The organism is Photobacterium piscicola, from assembly GCF_900166965.1.
GTDB classification, from domain to species: Bacteria; Pseudomonadota; Gammaproteobacteria; order Enterobacterales; family Vibrionaceae; genus Photobacterium; species Photobacterium piscicola.
In genome coordinates this window covers 1-18361 of the sequence record NZ_FUZI01000017.1, presented here as the reverse complement: position 1 = coordinate 18361, position 18361 = coordinate 1, and the positions used below count along the sequence as shown (strand labels likewise).

At 41.5% G+C, this 18361-nt stretch carries 19 protein-coding genes; 13 read left to right on the top strand and 6 right to left on the bottom strand.

Annotation, left to right across the window (positions count from 1 at the left end; translation table 11 throughout):
• The first annotated feature begins 169 nt into the window (after window positions 1-169).
• Entirely contained in the window at window positions 170-2212 is a 2043-nt protein-coding gene (gene prlC / locus CZ809_RS19980; RefSeq protein ID WP_080159275.1) for an oligopeptidase A, read from the top strand.
• A gap of 106 nt (window positions 2213-2318) precedes the next feature.
• Here the strand turns inward: prlC and gppA are convergent, their stop codons facing one another.
• Window positions 2319-3809: a guanosine-5'-triphosphate,3'-diphosphate diphosphatase gene (gppA, locus tag CZ809_RS19975; protein ID WP_080159274.1), complete on the bottom strand. Its 1491-nt coding sequence runs from the start codon at window positions 3807-3809 to the stop codon at window positions 2319-2321.
• A gap of 19 nt (window positions 3810-3828) precedes the next feature.
• The gene (gene rhlB, locus CZ809_RS19970; protein ID WP_080159273.1) at window positions 3829-5133 is read right to left on the bottom strand and encodes an ATP-dependent RNA helicase RhlB; all 1305 of its coding nucleotides are present in this window, start codon (window positions 5131-5133) and stop codon (window positions 3829-3831) included.
• 112 nt (window positions 5134-5245) lie between these two features.
• Between rhlB and trxA the strand changes: the two genes are divergently transcribed.
• The 5 genes from trxA (at window position 5246) to fre (ending at window position 10210) form a co-directional block, all read left to right on the top strand.
• Window positions 5246-5572, top strand: a complete 327-nt coding sequence (gene trxA / locus CZ809_RS19965; RefSeq protein WP_036789189.1) for a thioredoxin TrxA — start codon at window positions 5246-5248, stop codon at window positions 5570-5572.
• A 198-nt stretch (window positions 5573-5770) separates the two neighbouring features.
• Window positions 5771-7036, top strand: coding sequence for a transcription termination factor Rho (gene rho / locus CZ809_RS19960; protein ID WP_080159272.1), 1266 nt, complete (start codon window positions 5771-5773; stop codon window positions 7034-7036).
• Window positions 7037-7273: 237 nt separating this feature from the next.
• Window positions 7274-9139, top strand: coding sequence for a 4-hydroxy-3-polyprenylbenzoate decarboxylase (ubiD, locus tag CZ809_RS19955; protein ID WP_080159271.1), 1866 nt, complete (start codon window positions 7274-7276; stop codon window positions 9137-9139).
• An 87-nt stretch (window positions 9140-9226) separates the two neighbouring features.
• Entirely contained in the window at window positions 9227-9490 is a 264-nt protein-coding gene (locus CZ809_RS19950) for a 2Fe-2S iron-sulfur cluster-binding protein (protein WP_080159270.1), read from the top strand.
• A 9-nt stretch (window positions 9491-9499) separates the two neighbouring features.
• Window positions 9500-10210 carry an NAD(P)H-flavin reductase gene (gene fre / locus CZ809_RS19945; RefSeq protein ID WP_080159269.1) on the top strand — a complete coding sequence of 237 codons (711 nt, stop codon included), beginning with the start codon at window positions 9500-9502 and terminating at the stop codon, window positions 10208-10210.
• A 47-nt stretch (window positions 10211-10257) separates the two neighbouring features.
• Here the strand turns inward: fre and CZ809_RS19940 are convergent, their stop codons facing one another.
• Both CZ809_RS19940 and CZ809_RS19935 read right to left on the bottom strand, forming a co-directional pair.
• Window positions 10258-11145 carry a carboxylate/amino acid/amine transporter gene (locus CZ809_RS19940; protein WP_080159268.1) on the bottom strand — a complete coding sequence of 296 codons (888 nt, stop codon included), beginning with the start codon at window positions 11143-11145 and terminating at the stop codon, window positions 10258-10260.
• A 136-nt stretch (window positions 11146-11281) separates the two neighbouring features.
• Window positions 11282-11704, bottom strand: a complete 423-nt coding sequence (locus CZ809_RS19935; RefSeq protein ID WP_080159267.1) for a universal stress protein — start codon at window positions 11702-11704, stop codon at window positions 11282-11284.
• 254 nt (window positions 11705-11958) lie between these two features.
• On the opposite strand from CZ809_RS19935, the gene ftnA reads away from it, so the two are divergent.
• The 7 genes from ftnA (at window position 11959) to cspE (CZ809_RS19900) (ending at window position 17061) form a co-directional block, all read left to right on the top strand.
• Window positions 11959-12489 (top strand): non-heme ferritin, encoded by a 531-nt coding sequence (gene ftnA / locus CZ809_RS19930; RefSeq protein WP_080159266.1) that lies wholly within the window; start codon window positions 11959-11961, stop codon window positions 12487-12489.
• A gap of 71 nt (window positions 12490-12560) precedes the next feature.
• The gene (gene uspB, locus CZ809_RS19925) at window positions 12561-12899 is read left to right on the top strand and encodes a universal stress protein UspB (RefSeq protein WP_210434306.1); all 339 of its coding nucleotides are present in this window, start codon (window positions 12561-12563) and stop codon (window positions 12897-12899) included.
• A gap of 145 nt (window positions 12900-13044) precedes the next feature.
• Window positions 13045-14154 (top strand): mechanosensitive ion channel family protein, encoded by a 1110-nt coding sequence (locus CZ809_RS19920; protein ID WP_080159265.1) that lies wholly within the window; start codon window positions 13045-13047, stop codon window positions 14152-14154.
• Window positions 14155-14300: 146 nt separating this feature from the next.
• The gene (locus CZ809_RS19915; RefSeq protein ID WP_080159264.1) at window positions 14301-15488 is read left to right on the top strand and encodes a BaiN/RdsA family NAD(P)/FAD-dependent oxidoreductase; all 1188 of its coding nucleotides are present in this window, start codon (window positions 14301-14303) and stop codon (window positions 15486-15488) included.
• A gap of 382 nt (window positions 15489-15870) precedes the next feature.
• Window positions 15871-16074, top strand: a complete 204-nt coding sequence (gene cspE / locus CZ809_RS19910; protein ID WP_005372118.1) for a transcription antiterminator/RNA stability regulator CspE — start codon at window positions 15871-15873, stop codon at window positions 16072-16074.
• Window positions 16075-16423: 349 nt separating this feature from the next.
• Window positions 16424-16633 (top strand): hypothetical protein, encoded by a 210-nt coding sequence (locus CZ809_RS19905; RefSeq protein WP_080159263.1) that lies wholly within the window; start codon window positions 16424-16426, stop codon window positions 16631-16633.
• A 212-nt stretch (window positions 16634-16845) separates the two neighbouring features.
• Window positions 16846-17061: a transcription antiterminator/RNA stability regulator CspE gene (gene cspE / locus CZ809_RS19900; protein WP_080159262.1), complete on the top strand. Its 216-nt coding sequence runs from the start codon at window positions 16846-16848 to the stop codon at window positions 17059-17061.
• Window positions 17062-17142: 81 nt separating this feature from the next.
• On the opposite strand, the gene CZ809_RS21215 is transcribed toward cspE (CZ809_RS19900), so the two are convergent.
• Both CZ809_RS21215 and CZ809_RS19895 read right to left on the bottom strand, forming a co-directional pair.
• The gene (locus CZ809_RS21215) at window positions 17143-17319 is read right to left on the bottom strand and encodes a hypothetical protein (protein ID WP_210434305.1); all 177 of its coding nucleotides are present in this window, start codon (window positions 17317-17319) and stop codon (window positions 17143-17145) included.
• A 17-nt stretch (window positions 17320-17336) separates the two neighbouring features.
• Window positions 17337-18361 (bottom strand): Orn/Lys/Arg family decarboxylase (locus CZ809_RS19895; protein WP_503121335.1); only part of this gene is annotated, 1025 nt, incomplete at its 5' end.

The window sequence follows — 18361 nt, the reverse complement described above, 5'->3', positions numbered from 1 at the left end:
ATTATCGTCAATTATTCAGCAATATCCAACCATGGTGCCAACCTTTGCTACTATCTAAATTAAGGAAATGCGCTATTTCTGCATTTTTAGACCCTAAACCAAGCAAAGGATTGAAATTTATCTATTGCGGGCGCATGTTAATAATAAGATAAAAATAAAGGAAAAACGTATGTCTAACCCATTGTTGACGATGACTGATTTGCCTCCATTTGCTCATATTAAACCTGAGCACATTAAACCTGCGGTTGAACAAGCGATCACTGATTGTCGAAATAACGTTGAAGCCGTACTGTCTCAATTTCAAATGCCAACATGGGAAACGATTTGTCGCCCATTAGCTGAGTTAGATGATCGCCTTGGGCGTATTTGGTCACCAGTAGGGCATCTTAATGGGGTTAAAAATAGCCCTGAATTGCGCCAAGCATATGAAAGTTGCCTGCCGTTATTATCTGATTATGCGACGTGGGTTGGACAGCATAAAGGCCTTTATGATGCATATAAGATGATTCGAGCCAGTGATGATTTCGCTAATTTAAGTCAAGCTCAACAAAAAGCAGTGACAGATGCCCTTAAAGCCTTTGAGCTGTCAGGTATTGGGTTACCTGCCGAGCAACAACAACGCTTTGGTGAGATCAGTAAGCGTTTGTCTGAATTAGCCTCAACCTTTAGTAATAATGTACTCGATGCCACTATGGCGTGGAGCAAAGTGATTACTGATGTTGATCAATTACAAGGTTTACCAGCATCAGCATTGCAAGCAGCACAAGCAAATGCACAAGCGAAAGATGAGCAAGGCTATCTATTTACGCTTGATATTCCGTCATATTTACCGGTGATGACGTACTGTAATAATCGTGAGTTACGTGCTGAAATGTATCAAGCATTTAGTACGCGCGCGTCTGATCAAGGTCCAAATGCAGGTGAGTTTGATAATACTGACATCATTGCTGAAAAACTAAAATTAAGTCATGAAATGGCACGTTTATTGGGCTTTAGTAGTTACGGTGAGAAATCATTGGCAACCAAGATGGCACAATCGACGGATCAAGTGCTGGGCTTTTTAAACGATTTAGCTGATCGCGCTAAGCCACAAGGTGAGCGTGAAGTGGCTGAGTTACGTGATTATGCGCGTGATGAATTTGGTATTGAGCAATTAGAACCGTGGGATTTTGCCTTTTATTCTGAAAAATTAAAACAACATCGTTACAGTATTTCTGATGAAGAATTACGCCCATATTTCCCTGAGCAAAAAGTGGTGGCAGGGTTATTTGAAGTGCTAAACCGTGTGTTTGGGCTTGAAATAAAACAACGTCATGGGGTAGAAGTGTGGCATGAATCGGTGACCTTCTATGACATCTTTGATGCTCAAGGCACGTTGCGTGGTAGCTTCTATTTAGATTTATATGCCCGTGAACATAAACGTGGTGGTGCATGGATGGATGAGTGCATGGTCCGTCGCACTCGCATCGATGGTAGTTTGCAAACACCGGTGGCTTATTTAACGTGTAACTTTAATCGTCCTGTGGGCGATCAACCGGCACTATTTACTCATAACGAAGTCACAACCTTGTTCCATGAAACGGGTCACGGTATTCACCATATGCTGACTCAAATTGATGTGGCTGCGGTGTCAGGTATTAATGGTGTGCCATGGGATGCAGTTGAATTACCAAGTCAATTCCTTGAAAATTGGTGCTGGCAGGAAGAAGCGTTAGCCTTTATTTCAGGTCATTATGAGACGGGTGAGCCATTACCAAAAGTAATGCTTGATAAAATGTTAGCAGCGAAGAACTTCCAATCAGCGATGTTTATTTTACGTCAGCTTGAATTTGGTCTGTTCGATTTCAGTTTGTATACTAACTATGATCCTGAAACTGGCGCTCAAGTGTTAGCAACGTTATTTGAAGTTAAAGATAAAGTGTCTGTTGTGCCAAGCCCTGAATGGGGTCGATTCCCTCATAGTTTTAGTCATATTTTTGCAGGTGGCTATAGTGCGGGTTATTACAGTTACTTATGGGCAGAGTTATTGTCGGCTGATGCGTTTTCTCGTTTTGAAGAAGAAGGTATTTTTAATACTCAAACAGGCAGTGATTTCCTCACCTGTATCTTAGAAAAAGGTGGCAGTGAAGAGCCGATGGAGCTATTTAAGCGCTTCCGTGGCCGTGAACCACAATTAGATGCAATGTTACGCCACAGTGGTATTACTGGCTAAGATTTGCTTATCACGAAGCGATAGCTAATAAAAAAGGCTCCTTGGGGAGCCTTTTTTGATCATAGCGTTAAGAGGATGGTCCACTTAACTTAATTATTAGGTGTTATTAGTCTTGCGCCGTTACCACCATTGGCCAGCCCATATCAGTTTGGCGGGTGGCTTCTTGGGTTAGTTCACTACGGGTTAAGGGATTATTGATCAACCATTTCGCCGATAATAATAACGTCAATTTGTTATCTTCCATGCGTAAGCTAAAGGGAGGTAAACAAGTTTGATCGCGGCGATGGCATAAAATAATCGCTAGTCGTAGTAAGCGTAGCAAACGGGCTGCACTGGGTGCCGATAACGCATGTTGCTCTGGTAAGCTGGTTAATGGACCGTTATGGCGGCGCAATAGTTCAGCTATGAGATTTTTTTGGGCACGAGTAAAGCCAGGTAAATCCATGTGCTTAATTAAGTAAGCCGCATGTTCCCCACTTTTTTTAAATTCAATGCTTGCGCCAATCTCATGTAATTTAGCCGCTGCCTGAAGTAAATTTTCAGCAGGTGGCTCTAATTGCCAGCCAGGACATTGAGCTAATAACGCCAATGCCATATTACTAACATTATCAGCATGGGTATGATCTAATTGAAACCGTTGCTGCATGCTACTAATTGTACGTGAGCACACATCATGGTGACGCATTTGATCCATCATTTCATAAACCAATCCTTCACGTAGCGCACCGCCAGCAAGGGTCATTGATTCAATTTGTAATGATTCAAATAGCGCAATTAGGATTGATAGTCCACTTGGAAAAACCAGTGCGCGTTCTAATGTTAAACCTTCAATATCAAGGTCTTCTAAACGTTCATATTGCATTGCTTGGCGCTGAAGGCGTTTCAGCTTAGGCAGGGTAATAATTTCATCCATGCCTTGTGCTAGCATTATTTCTTGCAGTGCTTGCACTGTACCACTCGCGCCAACACAGGTTTCCCAACCTTGGTGAGTGTAACGCTCAATAATGGTTTCAATCGCTTCTTTTGCGCCGTTAATGGCAGCATCAAAGTTAACTGAGGTTAGGTAGCGATCTTTAAAGTAGCGCTCTAGCCAAGTAACACAACCAATTTTTAAGCTTGTGAGTGCACTGGCATCAAAACCTTCACCAATAATGACTTCGGTACTGGCTCCGCCAATATCGACCACCAGGCGTTTATCGCTGCCTCCAGAGGTATGTGCTACCCCTTGATAGATAATACGAGCTTCTTCTTCACCAGCAATCACACTGACAGGATACCCAAGTATACTGTGAGCTTGGGAAAGAAATTCGTTAGCATTGACCGCTGTACGCAAGGCGGCAGTGCCGACAATGCGAATATGATCAGGTTTGATATCCTGTAAACGTTCGGCAAAAATGGCCAAACAGTCAAGACCCCGTTGAATGGCTTCTTGGCTGAGTTCGTTTTGATTATTCAAACCTGCAGCTAAACGTACTTTTCGTTTAATTTTAGCCAGTGTTTGAACACTGCCATTGACTTCGCGAACAACCCACATATGAAAGCTGTTCGAGCCTAAATCAATTGCTGCATAAAGCGGTGATACTGAATTTCTTTCCATAGAGATACTTTAACTTATTTTATGCTGGTTTGTTTTGTGGCGGACGGCGGCGATTATTACGCTGACGAGGTTGCCCTTGACCTTGACGCTGGTTATTACGACGGCCACCTTGACGAGGTGTACGTTGTAGACGAATCGGCGCAGGTAAATCATCTAAAAGCGCGTCAGAGTCATACTTTGATTGTGGAATACCATGCTCAATGTAAGTCTCAATCGCAGGTAGGTTAATCGCGTATTCTTCACAGGCAAAGCTGATTGAATGACCACTTTCACCCGCTCGACCTGTACGACCAATACGGTGAACATAGTCTTCTGCGTCATCAGGAAGATCAAAGTTAAATACGTGGGTAACCATCGGAATATGTAGACCACGAGCAGCGACATCCGTTGCAACGAGGATATCAATATCACCTTTGGTGAATTCTTCTAGAATACGCTCACGTTTTTTCTGTGGTACATCACCATTAAGTAGACCTACTCGATGACCATCAGCCGCTAAATGTCCCCAAACATCTTCACAACGATGCTTAGTGTTGGCGAAAATAATCGCACGATCAGGCCATTCTTCTTCAATTAACGTTTGTAATAAACGCATTTTTTCTTGGTTTGATGGATAGAATAACTCTTCTTTAATGCGGTGACCTGTTTTTTGTTCAGGTTCAACCACAACACTTTCTGGGCTGTTCATGTGCTCAAATGCAAGTTCTTTAACACGGTATGATAACGTTGCTGAGAACAACATGTTTAAACGCGCTTTCGGCTCTGGCATACGACGGAACAAGAAACGGATATCTTTAATAAAACCTAAATCGAACATACGATCGGCTTCATCCAATACCACCACTTGAATGCTGGCAAGGTCGATAACGCGTTGCTTATAGAAGTCGATAATACGGCCGCAAGTACCGATTAAAATATCAACGCCTTCGTCAAACACTTGTTTTTGTTTTTCATAAGGTTCACCACCGTAAGCAAGGCCAGCTTTAAGGCCAGTACTTGCTAGTAACGATGAAGCATCATTGAAAATTTGGATCGCCAACTCTCGCGTTGGCGCCATAATGATCGCTCGCGGTTGGTTGGTTTTACGCTCTGCTGGTGCAGGTGTCTCCAATAGATGGTTAAAAGTAGCGGTCAGAAAGGCAAGGGTCTTACCCGTACCTGTTTGAGCCTGTCCCGCGATATCATGGCCAGTGAGCACAACTGGCAATGCCAAGGCCTGGATCGGGGTACAATTATGAAACCCTTTCTCTTCCAATCCTTTTAGTACTAGGGGGTTTAACCCTAGTTCGGCAAATTTCTGCTCTGTGATATGTGTCGTCTTCATTGCTATAGAATATCAGCTTAGGGTTGCAATACGAAACGTATTCCATTCAAATAGGATAACGATTTGCTGGTTAATTCAATATCAGCTAACAAAATCACTGTTGGAGTGGAAGATGAGCGATAAGATTGTGCAGCTTACCGATGAAAGTTTTGATACTGATGTTGTCAATGCTGCGGGCCCGGTACTGGTTGATTTCTGGGCTGAATGGTGTGGACCTTGTAAAATGATTGCCCCTATTCTTGACGAAATCGCTGATGAATACGAAGGTAAATTAACGATTGGTAAATTAAATATCGACCAAAATGCGGCGACACCGCCAAAATTTGGTATTCGCGGTATTCCAACGTTATTACTGTTCAAAGATGGTGCAGTAGCTGCAACTAAAGTCGGCGCGTTGTCAAAAACGCAGCTGAAAGAGTTCCTAGACGCGAACTTATAAGTGACATAATTGCGAGCCATGCACAATTTCTAAGTTGTGCATGGTTTGTCTAGCGACTATGCTAGACTGATAGAACGTTTAGTGTTAACGTAACGCACAGAAATTACATTTCCGTTCATTTCTTGACCAGGCCCTATTGGTCATCCTTATCTCAACTAATATAGAACCCCGATTTTGACAGACAAGAAACCCACCACTATGAATCTTACAGAACTCAAGAGCCAACCTATCCCTAAGTTGGTATCACTTAGCGAAAGTTTAGGATTGGAAAACCTGGCCCGCCTACGTAAGCAGGACATCATCTTCTCCATTCTTAAGCAACATGCTAAAAGTGGTGAGGATATTTTTGGCGACGGTGTTCTAGAGATTTTGCAAGACGGCTTCGGCTTTCTGCGTAGCGCAGACAGTTCTTACCTTGCAGGCCCTGATGATATTTATGTATCACCAAGCCAAATTCGTCGTTTTAACCTTCGTACTGGCGATACCATTGCCGGAAAGATTCGTCCACCAAAAGACGGTGAACGTTACTTCGCACTACTAAAAGTAAACGAAGTAAACTACGACAAACCAGACAACGCCCGCAATAAAATCCTTTTTGAAAACCTTACTCCACTTCATGCCAACGATCGTATGCGTATGGAACGTGGTAATGGCTCAACAGAAGATATTACAGCGCGTGTTCTAGATTTAGCTTCTCCTATCGGTAAAGGCCAACGAGGCCTGATTGTTGCTCCGCCAAAAGCGGGTAAAACAATGTTGCTGCAAAATATCGCTCAAAGTATTTCTTACAACCACCCTGAGTGTGTGTTGATGGTATTACTAATTGATGAGCGTCCGGAAGAAGTAACTGAGATGCAACGTCTTGTTAAAGGCGAAGTTATTGCATCAACATTTGATGAACCAGCATCTCGTCACGTACAAGTGGCAGAAATGGTTATTGAAAAAGCAAAACGCTTAGTTGAGCATAAGAAAGATGTGGTTATCCTTCTTGACTCAATTACACGTCTAGCACGTGCTTACAACACCGTTATACCTTCTTCAGGTAAAGTATTAACTGGTGGTGTAGATGCCAACGCCCTTCACCGTCCTAAGCGTTTCTTTGGTGCGGCACGTAACGTAGAAGAAGGCGGTAGCTTAACTATCATCGCAACAGCGCTAGTGGATACTGGCTCTAAGATGGATGAAGTTATTTACGAAGAATTTAAAGGTACAGGTAACATGGAACTTCACCTTTCTCGCAAGATTGCTGAGAAACGTGTTTTCCCTGCGATTGATATCAATCGTTCAGGTACCCGTCGTGAAGAATTATTGGCGAAAGCTGATGAACTACAGAAAATGTGGATCCTGCGTAAAATTGTTCACCCAATGAGTGAAACAGATAGTATGGAATTCTTGATCGACAAACTATCAATGACCAAAACAAATGAAGAGTTCTTTGACGCAATGCGCCGTCAAAAATCATAAGTAATTTAAGCGGTTATTGAATTAAAAACGTCACTTTCATGTGGCGTTTTTTTTTGGCTAAAATTCAAACTATAAGGTTAGCTTGTTTTGGTTAACCCACAGAATTTAAACGGGTATTTTCTTTTTTGGAGCGGCGGGTGTTTTCCGCTGCACAACTGGTTATACTAGCAAAAATCATTCTCATTAGGTCAATGGCAGTAATGTCCATTTGACTTAGTTTAGCTACAGGTAGTCGCTATGAAATACAAGGATCTACGTGACTTTATTGCCTATTTAGAGCAACAAGGGCAATTACAACGCATTCAACATCCTGTCGATCCTAATCAGGAAATGACGGAGATTTGCGATCGTACTCTGCGTGCTGGTGGTCCGGCATTGTTGTTTGAAAATCCTGTAGGTTACGACATGCCGGTACTGGCAAACTTGTTTGGTACGCCTGAACGCGTTGCAATGGGAATGGGGCGTGACAATGTTAAGCAATTACGCGAAGTTGGAGAATGGCTGGCGTATTTAAAAGAACCTGAGCCACCGCATGGCTTGCGGGATGCAATCAATAAAATTCCGGTATTTAAGCAAGTGCTTAATATGCCGACCAAAGTACTTCGTAAAGCGCCTTGCCAACAAATTATTTGGCAAGATGACGAGGTTGATCTCGATAAAATCCCCGTCATGAGTTGCTGGGCTGGTGATGTTGCACCGTTACTAACATGGGGTTTAACCATTACCCGTGGTCCTAATAAAAAACGCCAAAATCTGGGTATTTATCGTCAACAAAAAATAGCCAAAAATAAAGTGATTATGCGCTGGCTTGCTCACCGTGGTGGCGCACTAGATATGCGTGAGTGGTGCGAAGCCCATCCGGGTGAGAAATTTCCAGTAACGGTTGCTTTTGGCGCCGATCCCGCCACGGTATTAGGGGCTGTAACGCCTGTGCCTGATACACTGTCTGAGTACGCATTTGCCGGTTTATTACGCGGTAGTCGCACTGAGGTGGTTAAAAGTATCAGTAATGATCTACAAGTACCTGCCAGTGCAGAAATCGTGATGGAAGGCTATATCGACCCTGAAGAATATGCCGATGAAGGACCTTACGGCGATCATACCGGTTATTACAATGAGGTTGAGCGCCACCATGTGTTCACTATTACTCATATTACGATGCGTAACGATCCGATTTATCACAGTACCTATACCGGTCGTCCACCGGATGAACCTGCGGTGCTTGGCGTAGCATTAAACGAAGTGTTTGTGCCTATTTTGCATAAACAATTTCCTGAGATTGTTGATTTCTATTTGCCGCCAGAAGGGTGTTCTTATCGCATGGCGGTGGTGACAATGAAGAAGCAATACCCTGGCCACGCTAAACGAGTGATGATGGGAGTGTGGTCGTTTTTACGTCAGTTTATGTACACTAAATTTGTGATTGTGTGTGATGATGATGTTAATGCGCGCGATTGGCAGAGTGTGATCAATGCGATGACCACGCGTATGGATCCGGTTCGAGATACATTACTGATTGATAATACGCCAATTGATTCATTGGATTTTGCGTCGCCAGTGGTGGGCTTAGGCTCAAAAATGGGGATTGATGCCACCATTAAATGGCCTGCAGAGTTAGCGAATACCGCAGCAACATCGGTCGGATTAAAGTCTGCTGAGTATGATATTGAGGCTGGATTACTCGCCTTACGTCAGCAATTTCCTGCGATCATCGATTGTTATTTACCGCCACAAGCGGCTGATCACAGCATGGCAATCGTGAGTATTAATAAAACCGTTGTGGGTGAAGGTCTACAGGTTATGAGCGCAGTCTCGGCCTTTTTGAATCAATTCACCGATGCCAAATTTGTGATTATCTGTGATGGTGATGTCAATGTGCGCGATTGGAATGATGTTATTTGGGCGGTTACAACCCGTATGGATCCAAGTCGTGATACGGTATTAACTGCTGCGACCACAGAGCGTTGTTCAAAGATCGGTTTTGATGCTACCAATAAAATTGGCGCTGAAACCCAACGAGAATGGGGTACTCCGATTATTAAGGATCCTCAAATTGTGGCACAAGTCGATGCAATGTGGGCGCAATTAGCGATCAATAACTAACCGCTAACAATGGGCTTGAGTAACAATCAGGCGCCTGATGTTTTTATGTTTCAATGATAATACCTGTCATTGAATTGAGAATTTTTTATGTACCAAGTACGCCTGTTGCCCAATAACATTACGTTTACTGCCGATGCGCAGCAAACCGTATTACAAGCAGCGCTCAACGCAGGCATCGCTTTTCCTAATCGCTGCCAAGTGGGTGCTTGTGCTATGTGTATGTGTCGTAAACAACAAGGTCAAATAAGCTATGAGCTTGAGCCGATGTTAACGCCACAAGAGCAGGCACAAGGCTGGATCTTTGCTTGTCTTGCGAGAGTGGAAAGCGACTTGGTGTTATCGTTAGACTAGAGGAAAACCATGTCTATCCAATGTGAAGTAAAGTCAGTTGAACCGTTGGCATGTAATACATACCGTATTTTATTAACGCCATTACAAGCCCTCGATTTCAAAGCAGGGCAATACTTATTAGCAGTAATGGGAGAACAAGATAAACGCCCGTTCTCGATTGCTAGTAGCCCTTGTCGTCAAGGTGAGCTTGAGCTTCATATTGGTGCTGCTGAACATAATGCTTATGCACTAGAAGTGGTTGAGACGATGAAGAATGCATTAACGGCTCACCAACCTGTGACGATTGAAGCAGCGCATGGCGAAGCTTGGTTACGTCATGAAAGTCAACGTCCATTGTTGATGATCGCAGGTGGCACTGGTTTTTCTTATATTCGCAGTATGGTGGATAACTGTATTAGCCGTGGTTTAACTCAGCCAATCTTTGTTTATTGGGGGGGGCGAGATGTGTGTCAGCTGTATGCTAATGATGAAATGCAAGCACTGGCAAAGCAATATGCCAATATTAGCTATGTACCTGTTGTAGAAACAGCGCCTGAAGGTTGGCAGGGTAAAATTGGTAATGTATTGGACGCAGTTGCCGACGATTTTGTAAGCTTATCTGCCTATGATATTTATGTGTGTGGTCGTTTTGAAATGGCAGGTGCCGCGCGTGAACGTTTCTGTACAGAAAAAGGTGCGTTACGGGAGCATATGTTTGCCGACGCTTTTGCATTTATTTAACGCATCAATCGTATGAGAAAGGCGCGATAATCGCGCCTTTTTTGTGACTATTTTTTGAGAGCTAATGCGCGTTGGGTAGCAACTTTTTGTTTAACCCATGTTTCATTAAACCACAGTGATAATAGAATAATCCCGCCACCAATAATGAGTCGTGGATAGTCGACATCATGGTTCCAAATCACCAAGTTAACGATTAAACCGGCAGGCACTAAAGCATTATTCATGATCGCTAATGCGCCAGCATTGACCATTGTCGCGCCTTTGTTCCAAATGAAATATCCCAGTCCAGAAGCAATCACACCGAGGTAGGTTAAAATTCCCCACTGTAATGATGTTGTGGGTAATTTGGCACTATTACCAAACAATAAATACATTGGCACAGCGACACATACCGCGCCTAAATAAAACCAGCCAAACACGGTATGTTGTGGTATATCCGTTTGTTCTTGTTCAATTATGCGTTTATAGCCAACTTGGCCAATCGCAAAGCACAGGTTTGCGCCTTGAACAATGAAAAAACCAATAATGAAGTGTTGGTTAATCCCTTCAAATTTAATCACCGCCGCCCCAATCACTGCGATCACCGCACTCAGTAAATACCATGGTGAAAATTGTTTATGTAATGCGTCATAAATCAGAGTGACATAAATGGGGGTGAAAATTGTAAACAGTAGCACTTCTGGGACGGTTAAATACAAGAACGATTGGTAATAAAAGCAATACATTAGCCCAAGTTGAAACGCGCCGACGACCATTAATTTGATGGCAAGCTTCGAGTGTAGATGTTTAGTACGTAAAAACGGTATAAAAACGAGTGTAGCGAGACAAACGCGGGTTAAAACTGAGAACCAAGCATCAACTTGACCAGCAAGATAAACGCCAATTAAGCTAAACGAAAATGCCCATAATAGGGTTATTAATGATAAGTATTTCATTGTTGCAACTGGGTGTATTGAGAGGGGATAACAGCAGTGTAACTAAATTGTGCGATGAAGAATATGATAATGACAGTATGCTATCGTGACGACGAGTAGCAGTCGTTATAACAACGACTGCTATATTTATGATGAGTTATTTTAGCGGTACGATCAATAAATCAACCGGAGTGCGGCTAATAAGTTGACGAGTCGATGATAAAATTTTACTCCAGAAATCTTGATGATGACCACAAATGACTAAATCAACGTTAAGATCTTTGATAGTGCTACAAATTTCTTCACTTAAATCACCGCTACCCACTAAGGTGTGAGCAACAGGGTAACCCGCATTATTTGCAAGCTCATGTAATCGAGTTTGAGCATCGCTTTCAGCACGTTCGTGCATTTCTGCTAAGTTAATATCAATCAAGCCAGTGTAGAGATCAGCATAATCAACATCGATGTGAACCAGTGATAGTTTAGCATTCAATGATTGCGCTAATTTAGCTGCTTTATTGACGAGATAGACGCTATCTTCAGAAAGATCGATAGCAGCGATAATATGTTTATAAACCATCACTTATCTTCCATAACCATATAATAATGGTCTATGTTAGCACTGGTCTACACTTAAAAATATCGATTAGATCGCATCTATAGATTACGAAATGGTTAATTATTTTTCGTAAACGTTGAGCCGTTTTTATTGTTATTTTAGTGGTTTATACTAATAGTCGTTCCTTTATTAAGGACGTTTTGTTCATTTGTTGCATTCTTAACAATGCACAGTGACAATGTCTTGATTACACTTAAACAAACAGGAGTAGTGCAATGTTAGCCAAGGCAATGGTTGAAAATCTTAACGAGCAAATTAATTTAGAGTTCTTTTCTTCAAATTTATACCTACAAATGAGTGCGTGGTGTGAAGATAAAGGTTTTGAAGGTGCCGCTGCGTTCTTACGTGTACATGCTGCTGAAGAGATGGAGCATATGCAACGTTTGTTTACTTATGTGAGTGAAACCGGTGCGTTACCGATTCTAGGTACCATTGAAGCACCAAAGCATGAGTTTGCTTCTCTTGGTAATGTATTTCGTGAAACTTATGAGCATGAACAACTTATCACAAAAAAAATTAATGAATTAGCTCACGTTGCATTTTCTACTCAAGATTATTCAACGTTTAATTTCTTACAGTGGTATGTGTCAGAGCAGCACGAAGAAGAGAAATTATTCAAAGGCATTTTAGATAAAATTGAATTAGTTGGTGAAGATGGTAAAGCGCTATTCTTTATTGATAAAGATTTAGCTGCAATGGCTAAAGGCGAGTCAGCACCAACATCAGTCATGGACTCACAAGCTTAAAGTGGTTCAGGGGGCGTGATAATACCGCCCCTTTTATCCCTATAAGTGCGTGACATTAAGAGGGGATAACTATGATCAGTGGTGATGCACTTTTGGTTGCGATTTTTTTGGTAGCAACCGTTAACACTTGTCGATATATCAGTACATTACGTTCTTTGTTAGTCGTGATGCGAGACTGCGATCCGTTGTTATATCAGCAAGTTGACGGGCGTGGTTTTTTTTCGTCACAAGGTAATGTCAGTAAACAAATTCGCTTATTTCATTACATTCGTAGCCAACAGTATAAAAAACATCACGATCCGCTATTTATGGCTAAGTGCATGAAAGTTCGTAAATTATTTATCTTGGCGAGTACCTTTATGATTACCTTTTTTGTGGCTATTTTTGCCGTGGCCTTTCTCGGGCTTTAAAAGAGCGCTCTCTGCCTAGGTGTCACTTTCCTAGTGACACTTTCTTTGCGATACCCTTATTCAGTGTTATATCATTCATTTGATATAGTTATAGCTTATCAATGTCACTTCACTTATTACTATTTAGTATCGGAACAATGTCGCTATGGATCAATTTGTCGTTTGGTGGTCATCACTTGAAAAAGGTGCCTCTGTTAATTGGATGTATAACATCGGCTTGTTGCTGCTGTTAAGCACATTATTATGGTGCGGGTGGTTATTACTTTCACGTCGATTAGCAACCATAGCGAGTAAAACCCATTTTATTTGGGATGATGCGTTAATTGATGCCGTTCGAGCCCCTGTTTCATTGTGTATTTGGGTGTGGCCTGGGTTAATGTCATTAGGCATTATGGTTGATAACATCACTTCTTATTCAAGTGGCTTCTTGGCTTTATTACGCCACTTACTATTGGTCGGGGTCTTTATTTGGATTCTGATGCGATTGATCACCAATATTGAACAAACCATTTTAGATAATCGCCCACATCGAGATGCTACTACCGTCACCGCTATTTCAAAAATATTACGCTTAATTGTAATGGTATTGAGTAGCTTAATTGTGATGCAAAACTTCGGTTTAAGTTTGTCGGGTTTGCTGACCTTTGGTGGTGTCGGTGGTTTAGTGGTCGGTATGGCAGCCAAAGATTTATTGGCGAATTTCTTTGGTGGCATGATGATTTATTTTGATCGTCCCTTTAAAGTGGGCGATTGGATTCGCAGTCCTGATCGCCAAATTGAAGGAACGATTGAGCGAATAGGGTTTCGTATGACGGTGATTCGCACTTTTGATAAACGGCCGTTGTACGTCCCTAATTCAGTTTTTAGCTCGGTAGTGGTAGAAAACGCCTCACGAATGCAGAACCGTCGTATTAAACAAAGTGTTGGTTTACGTTATTGCGATGCGGCGGTTGTGGGGCTGGTGGTTGATGATATAAAAAAAATGCTCCAAAACCATGCCGATATTGAAACACGCCAAACCTTGATTGTGAGTTTTGACACTTACGGACCATCGTCACTGAATATTTTGGTGTACACCTTTACTAAAACCGTTGATTGGGTCAAATACAAAGCGGTTCAGCAAGATGTGATGCTTAAAATTGTTGAGATTGTTCATGCTCATGGGGCTGATTTTGCGTTCCCAACCACGACCTTAGATATGCCAACCGCTGCGGTGACGGCATTAACGTCGATAGATTGTCATCAACAAGCTTGATTTTAATCGAATAAATCGTTGTGGTGGGATAGCTGTTGGTATTGGGCTAAGAGGCAGGTAAAATAGCCGTAACAATAGAAAAAGGATGCTAACTGTTAGCATCCTTTTTGCGTTTATTTAGTGACATTAAAGGCTGATTGAAATCCATGGCGAACAAATATGATGTAGTAATTATTGGTGCAGGTGCTGCCGGCTTAATGTGCGCAGCTACAGCAGGCAAGCGCGGACGCTCAGTGCTTGTGCTAGATCACGGTAAAAAACCTGGTCGTAAAATTTTAATTTCAGGTGGTGGTCGCTGTAATTTTACCAATAATGATGTTGCTGCTAATAATTATGTTTGCCGTAATCCCCATTTTGTTAAATCAGCATTGTCACAATACAGCCAATGGGACTTTATTGGGTTAGTTTGTCAGCATGAAATTGATTATGAAGAGCGTGATCATGGGCAATTATTTTGCTTAGATTCCGCAAAAGACATTGTCAAAATGTTGGTGGCTGAATGTGATATGCCTAATATCAGTTTACGTTACCAAACTGACATCAGTGCGATTACCCAATTAGAGACTGGGTTTAGTTTGAATGTTAACGGTGAAACGATCAGCTGTGAATCGCTGGTGGTGGCGACAGGGGGCTTGTCGATGCCTAAATTAGGTGCGACCCCATTTGGCTATCAAATTGCAGCACAGTTTGGTTTAAAAATGGTGCCAACCACAGCAGGATTAGTGCCATTTACACTGCATAAGCAAGATAAAGACGCTTTTGAAGAGCTATCGGGTATCGCAGTGCCTGCAGTGATTACGACCGAAGACGGAACTAGCTTTAAAGAGAATTTACTGTTTACTCACCGTGGCTTATCTGGCCCTGTGGTCCTACAAATATCTTCGTATTGGTTGCCAGGACAAAAGGTAAGTATTGATTTATTACCAACGCTTAATCTGGCTGAAACGTTACTTCAATTACGAGATCAGCATCCAAATCAAAGTATAAAAAATACGTTATCTCGTCTGTTGCCTAAGCGTTTAATTGAAGTATTGATCACTCGTGGCGACATTATAGATAAACCGCTAAAGCAGCTTGATCATAAAGAGTTTGAGCAGTTAGCCACCTATTTCCATCACTGGAATATTGCACCTAATGGCACCGAAGGCTATCGCACTGCTGAAGTGACCCTTGGTGGCGTTGATACAGATGAATTATCATCAAAAACCATGGAATCGAAGCGGATTAAAGGGCTGTTTTTTGCTGGTGAAGTGATGGATGTTAGTGGTTGGTTGGGTGGTTACAACTTCCAATGGGCATGGAGTTCAGGTTATGTTGCTGGTCAAAATGCATAATTTTTAAGCGACAATGTTATCTGTTGAGTTCTGAAAAAGATTCAAATTTTATCCAAAGTGGTGTTTTTTTATTGATATTGCTTGGTAGTGATTAAATATTTACCAAGTAATATCATGTGGTTAATTGTTATTTCAATAATTATCAAAAAATAAATCTTTACAATAATTGCTAACCACATAATAATGTCGGTGCTCTGTTGTTCAGAGTTATTAATGAAAACATCAAGTAAAAGAAAAACCCTCAGAATATCTTCGTTATTGTTGCATTCCTTAGTGTTTCCCTTAGCTTCATCGTCACATTCAATAATTCAAGCTTTCAGCGCATCGTGATTTATTCGCGTTTAATTTTTTATGAATTTTAATCAAAATTAAGGGACACATTATGTCTACTGGTATCGTTAAGTGGTTCAACGAAGAGAAAGGTTTCGGCTTCATTACTCAAGATAATGGCGGCGCTGACGTATTCGTTCACTTCCGTGCAATCGCATCTGAAGGTTTCAAAACTCTTGCTGAAGGCCAAAAAGTGTCTTTTGAAGTAGAGCAAGGCCAAAAAGGTCTTCAAGCTGCAAACGTTGTAGCTTTATAATATTTTAAGTCGACGCAAATGGTCGCAGTACCGTTTGCGTCACTTTTAATAACACCCATTTTAACTTAAAAATTATTTATACAATATCATCGAAATATAAAACACTTCCAACATCTGCTTCTGTATTTGTCGTTACGTTCATATTTACTTCGTTACTTTATTATAAATAAAAATTTAAATACTTAATTAGCATGAATAATGTTAGATGCCTTTTATCATCTGAATATTTTTCTGCTAGTAAAAAAACTAAGGATACTTATGTCTCGTTCATTAGGCCGTAAGCGATTTTGGTTCCAACAGAATCGTCAAGAAAACCCTGTAAATACAAATGAAAATCAAGAGGTTAATAATGATAGTAAACTTTAATTTAGTAAAAAACCAACGCACTTGGAGTGCCAATATCCATCAGTTAAACAGTGATGTATTAAAGCGTCATGTTCTTATTAACGGTAATGTTGATAATCTTGATATATCATTTAGTTACTGTGAAAAAACAGCGGCAGGTAACATTACAAATAGTAGCAATAAAGTAATTGGTAATTTCTACATTTCTTATTAATACCCCAGGGGATTTAATTAAGAAATGATTTTAATTAAATGTCTTATCTCGCCAAATGACATTATTTAATAACAATATAAGTATGGTACACCTTCATAACAATTCGGTATGGTTATGAGTATAAGGGTAGTACAGTGATTTATATGAATATTATCATTTCAGATTATTGCAGTGTGCGATAATTTACTCAGATTCAAATTAAGGGACATTCAATGTCATTATCAAAAACAATCGGTACTGTTAAGTGGTTTAACGAAGAGAAAGGTTTTGGTTTCATTACTCAAGACAATGGCGGCGCTGACGTATTCGTTCACTTTCGTGCTATCGTTTCTGAAGGCTTTAAAACATTAGCTGAAGGTCAGAAAGTATCATTTGACGTTGAGCAAGGCCAAAAAGGTCTACAAGCAGCGAACGTTATCGCGTTATAATTCGATACGCTACTCGCTAATAAAATGCTGGCTAAGGCCGGCATTTTTTATATCTATACATTGCTAGTACTCAAGTTTTTTCTAATAATATCCTGCACTTCCTGCACTTCCTGCACTTCCTGCACTTCCTGCACTTCCTGCACTTCCTGCACTTCCTGCACTTCCTGCACTTCCTGCACTTCCTGCACTTCCTGCGCATTTGATAGTCGTAAAAAAATCCCCCGCTGTTGCCAGTGAGGGATTTGATAGGGTAGTCACATTATCGTATTAGGCGATTATAGTGCTTCTTTTTTGATACAAAGAACGTGGTATTTACCGTCTTCGATTTCTGCGCCTTCAGTTTCGTGTTCGAAACCAGGGAACTCAGCGTCCCATGCTTCTAGTGCTTTCAAGTACTGGATTTGAGGACTTGTATCGTCACCGAAGTTTTCGCCACCCATAAGCATTGGAATGCCTGGTGGGTAAGGAATAACAGAGTTCGCTGCAACGCGGCCAACAAGTTTATCCGAAGCTACTAACTCAACGTCATCAGACACTACGAACTGGTAAGCAGTACGTGGTTTCACTTCCATTTCTGGAAGGCTTGAGTACGCGTGGTTCAGTACTTGGCTTGGGTTGTGACGTACTAGGTATTCAAACATTCTGTTACCAAGATCTTTAAGACCTAGACCGCGGTAAACTTCAGGAGCAGAAGCAACTAGCTCAGGCAGTAATGTTTCGATATCTGCGTTGGCATCGTAGTGACGCTTGAATGACAACAATGTGTTGATCAAGGTGTCACGCTTACCTTTAGTAATACCCATTGAGAATAGGAACATTACTTGGAAGTCAGTAGTACGTGTTGGTACGATACCGAAACGACCTAGGTATGCAGTTACAAGTGCTGCTGGAACACCTGTTTCTAGGAAGTTACCGTTGTCATCAAGACCCGGAGTTAGCAAGCTAACTTTGATTGGATCAAGCATACACCAGTCATTGTCGATTTCGTCAAAGCCGTGCCACTTGTCGCCAGGAGTCAATTTCCAGTTCTGTTGGATAGTCATTAGAGACTCAACAGAAGCATTCTCGAAATTAACCTTGTCACCATTCATTTCAGTAACAGTTTCAGCGTTCCAAGGCTTGAAGAACCAATCGTTTTCAGCGGTGTAATCGTTGAATAGTTGACGCATGTTTTGACGGAAGATGATCGCTTCGCGGTTAACTTCGTTAGTTAGCGATAGACCACTTTCGCCTTTCATCATGTTTGCAGCAACATCGTTAGACGCACAGATTGCGTATAGTGGCGATGTTGATGTGTGCA

Excerpts from the sequence above, each read along its gene's own strand:
- prlC (WP_080159275.1), top strand. The coding sequence starts at position 170 with ATGTCTAACCCATTGTTGACGATGACTGATTTGCCTCCATTTGCTCAT.
- gppA (WP_080159274.1), bottom strand. The coding sequence starts at position 3,809 with ATGGAAAGAAATTCAGTATCACCGCTTTATGCAGCAATTGATTTAGGC.
- rhlB (WP_080159273.1), bottom strand. The coding sequence starts at position 5,133 with ATGAAGACGACACATATCACAGAGCAGAAATTTGCCGAACTAGGGTTA.
- trxA (WP_036789189.1), top strand. The coding sequence starts at position 5,246 with ATGAGCGATAAGATTGTGCAGCTTACCGATGAAAGTTTTGATACTGAT.
- rho (WP_080159272.1), top strand. The coding sequence starts at position 5,771 with ATGAATCTTACAGAACTCAAGAGCCAACCTATCCCTAAGTTGGTATCA.
- ubiD (WP_080159271.1), top strand. The coding sequence starts at position 7,274 with ATGAAATACAAGGATCTACGTGACTTTATTGCCTATTTAGAGCAACAA.
- CZ809_RS19950 (WP_080159270.1), top strand. The coding sequence starts at position 9,227 with ATGTACCAAGTACGCCTGTTGCCCAATAACATTACGTTTACTGCCGAT.
- fre (WP_080159269.1), top strand. The coding sequence starts at position 9,500 with ATGTCTATCCAATGTGAAGTAAAGTCAGTTGAACCGTTGGCATGTAAT.
- CZ809_RS19940 (WP_080159268.1), bottom strand. The coding sequence starts at position 11,145 with ATGAAATACTTATCATTAATAACCCTATTATGGGCATTTTCGTTTAGC.
- CZ809_RS19935 (WP_080159267.1), bottom strand. The coding sequence starts at position 11,704 with ATGGTTTATAAACATATTATCGCTGCTATCGATCTTTCTGAAGATAGC.
- ftnA (WP_080159266.1), top strand. The coding sequence starts at position 11,959 with ATGTTAGCCAAGGCAATGGTTGAAAATCTTAACGAGCAAATTAATTTA.
- uspB (WP_210434306.1), top strand. The coding sequence starts at position 12,561 with ATGATCAGTGGTGATGCACTTTTGGTTGCGATTTTTTTGGTAGCAACC.
- CZ809_RS19920 (WP_080159265.1), top strand. The coding sequence starts at position 13,045 with ATGGATCAATTTGTCGTTTGGTGGTCATCACTTGAAAAAGGTGCCTCT.
- CZ809_RS19915 (WP_080159264.1), top strand. The coding sequence starts at position 14,301 with ATGGCGAACAAATATGATGTAGTAATTATTGGTGCAGGTGCTGCCGGC.
- cspE (WP_005372118.1), top strand. The coding sequence starts at position 15,871 with ATGTCTACTGGTATCGTTAAGTGGTTCAACGAAGAGAAAGGTTTCGGC.
- CZ809_RS19905 (WP_080159263.1), top strand. The coding sequence starts at position 16,424 with ATGATAGTAAACTTTAATTTAGTAAAAAACCAACGCACTTGGAGTGCC.
- cspE (WP_080159262.1), top strand. The coding sequence starts at position 16,846 with ATGTCATTATCAAAAACAATCGGTACTGTTAAGTGGTTTAACGAAGAG.